This is a genomic window from Streptomyces sp. NPDC001868 (assembly GCF_040297125.1).
Classification (GTDB): Bacteria; Actinomycetota; Actinomycetes; order Streptomycetales; family Streptomycetaceae; genus Streptomyces.
The window spans coordinates 1-2,111 of sequence record NZ_JBEOYO010000133.1 but is presented as its reverse complement, the minus strand read 5'-3'; the positions used below and the strand labels follow the sequence as shown (position 1 = coordinate 2,111).

The window sequence follows — 2,111 nt, the reverse complement described above, 5'->3', positions numbered from 1 at the left end:
CCCGCCGGGGGCGCCGGGCCCCACCGCGGGCGCCCGCGCCCCGGCGCCCGCATCGGAGACATACTCCGTTTCTCATCACCTCGTCTGAGGAGTAACCATGACAAGCCGACAGATGATCCTGGGCATGCAGTTCAGCGGCGGATACGGAGCCGCCCCAGGGGCCTGGCGGCTGCCCGGTGCGAACCTGAACAGCTACACGGACATGGACCAGTTCGTGCGTTACGCGCAGGCCGCCGAGCGCGGCAAGATCCAGCTGCTGTTCATCGCGGACACCCCGGTCCTGGACGTCGACCTCGACCACCATGCCCCGCACCACATGATCGACCCGTTGCTGATCCTGACCGTCCTCGCGCGCGAGACCGAGCGGATCGGCCTGGTCACCACCGCCTCCACCACGTTCACCGAGCCCTACAATCTCGCCCGCCAGTTCAAGGCCCTGGACGTGATCAGCCACGGCCGGGCCGGCTGGAACGCGGTGACCACCTCCGACCCCGCCGCTGCGGCGAACTTCGGCGCGACGATCCCGCCGCGCGCCGAGAAGTACGAGCGTGCCCACGAGGTCATCCAGATCGTGCAGGCACTGTGGGGCAGCTGGGAGAAGGACGCCTGGCTACTCGACATCGACGGCAAACGGTTCGCCGACATGGACAAGATCCAGCCGGTCAACCTCCAGGGCAAGCACGCCGCCTCCCGCGGCCCGCTGCCCATCCCCCCGTCCGAGCAGGGCCAGCCGGTCATCTTCCAGGCAGGCGGCGGCAGTTACGGCCTGGAACTCGCGGGCCGCTACGCCAGCGGCGTCTACGCCAACCCGTACGCCATCGAGGACGCCCAGGCCCAGCGCCAGGCCCTGCGGGACGCCGCCAAGTGCGCCGGACGCGACCCGGACGAGGTGAAGATGCTCGCCGGCTTCATGCCGACCATCGCCCCCTCCCGCCAGGCCGCCCTTCAGCGGCGCCGCTTCCTGGACGAGGTCGTCGACCTGAACCAACGCGTCCGCTACCTCGGCGCCATGATCGGCCTCCCGCTCGACCCCGGCCAGCTCGACGAGCCGCTGACGGCGGACCAGCTCGCCGACGCCATACCCAGCCCGCACGACCCGCGCTCCACCCGCGCCCTCGAAGTGGCCCGGGAAGGCTGGACCCTGCGCGACGTGCTCGCCCACGGCGTCATCGACTACCACCCGGTGGTCGCTGGCACCGCCGCCGACGTGACCGACCACATGCAGCAGTGGTTCGAGGCAGGTGCCTGCGACGGCTTCTCGATCGCCGTCGACAGCTACCACGACGGCTTCGACGCCTTCGTCGACCAGGTCGTCCCGATCCTGCAGGAACGCGGCCTGTTCCACGACGACTACGAAGGCCCTACCCTGCGCGAGAACCTCGGCGCCCACGAGCAGTATGGCCTCGACCCGCGTCTCACGAAGCCGGCCCGGTCATGACCACCACCACGCAGCCCATTCCTCGACGCAACCTGAACGGAGATGGCTTCCGCACGTTCTGCCAGGACGACACAGGTGGCTACACCGCGTTCTGCCTGGAGAATCTCCCTGATGGTCTGCTGGGCGACAGGTGAACCGCTGACTCCTACCCCAAGCACCTGACGCACGAGGAGCGGCGCAATCTGGAGACCTTCGACGAACTGGACTTCGTCGTCTTCTCAGGCCAGAAGTGGGACCGCCTGGGCGAGAGCCGCGCGAAGAACGTCCGGGCGCACTGGCCCGACGGCCACTACACCGACGGCCTGGCCCGCCACATCGAAGACATGAAGTTCCAGTTCAGCTTCCCCCCGGACACCCGCGTCGTCGATCACCCGGTCCGGCTGGCCAAGGGCAACCTGACTGCCGTGATATCGATGCTCGTGAATCGCCGCGGTGAGGACTCATGAACGAGATCGCCGCCGTCGACCAGCAGAATGGCTCCGTTGATGAACGCCGCCTTTCCCGACGCCAAGAACAGCGCTACACCGGCGATGTCCTCCGGCGGCACTCGTGCCTCGTTAGGGCTTGCCGATCATTAACACGTTGTCTTGATCATGCGCTGGAGTCGCTGCTCAGGGCTCGAACCCGAGCCTGGAGGGCTGTGAGGGCAGAGGGCGGAGTGGCCGCCGGCGGG

General features: G+C 68.3%; 4 protein-coding genes. 3 read left to right on the top strand and 1 reads right to left on the bottom strand.

Annotated elements, in window-relative coordinates:
* Positions 1–97 precede the first annotated feature (97 nt).
* Positions 98–1,438, top strand: a complete 1,341-nt coding sequence (locus tag ABT147_RS47115; RefSeq protein WP_351418712.1) for an NtaA/DmoA family FMN-dependent monooxygenase — start codon at positions 98–100, stop codon at positions 1,436–1,438.
* Positions 1,435–1,572, top strand: a complete 138-nt coding sequence (locus ABT147_RS47110) for a hypothetical protein (protein ID WP_351418709.1) — start codon at positions 1,435–1,437, stop codon at positions 1,570–1,572. The genes ABT147_RS47115 and ABT147_RS47110 overlap by 4 nt, the downstream gene beginning before the upstream one ends.
* A 233-nt stretch (positions 1,573–1,805) precedes the next feature.
* On the opposite strand, the gene ABT147_RS47105 is transcribed toward ABT147_RS47110, so the two are convergent.
* A complete protein-coding gene (locus ABT147_RS47105) occupies positions 1,806–1,955 on the bottom strand; it encodes a hypothetical protein (RefSeq protein ID WP_351418714.1) in 150 nt (49 codons plus the stop codon).
* Between ABT147_RS47105 and ABT147_RS47100 the strand changes: the two genes are divergently transcribed.
* A partial coding sequence (locus ABT147_RS47100) for a hypothetical protein (RefSeq protein ID WP_351418716.1) occupies positions 1,881–2,111 on the top strand: 231 nt, incomplete at its 3' end. The genes ABT147_RS47105 and ABT147_RS47100 overlap by 75 nt on opposite strands.

Excerpts from the sequence above, each read along its gene's own strand:
- ABT147_RS47115 (WP_351418712.1), top strand. The coding sequence starts at position 98 with ATGACAAGCCGACAGATGATCCTGGGCATGCAGTTCAGCGGCGGATAC.
- ABT147_RS47110 (WP_351418709.1), top strand. The coding sequence starts at position 1,435 with ATGACCACCACCACGCAGCCCATTCCTCGACGCAACCTGAACGGAGAT.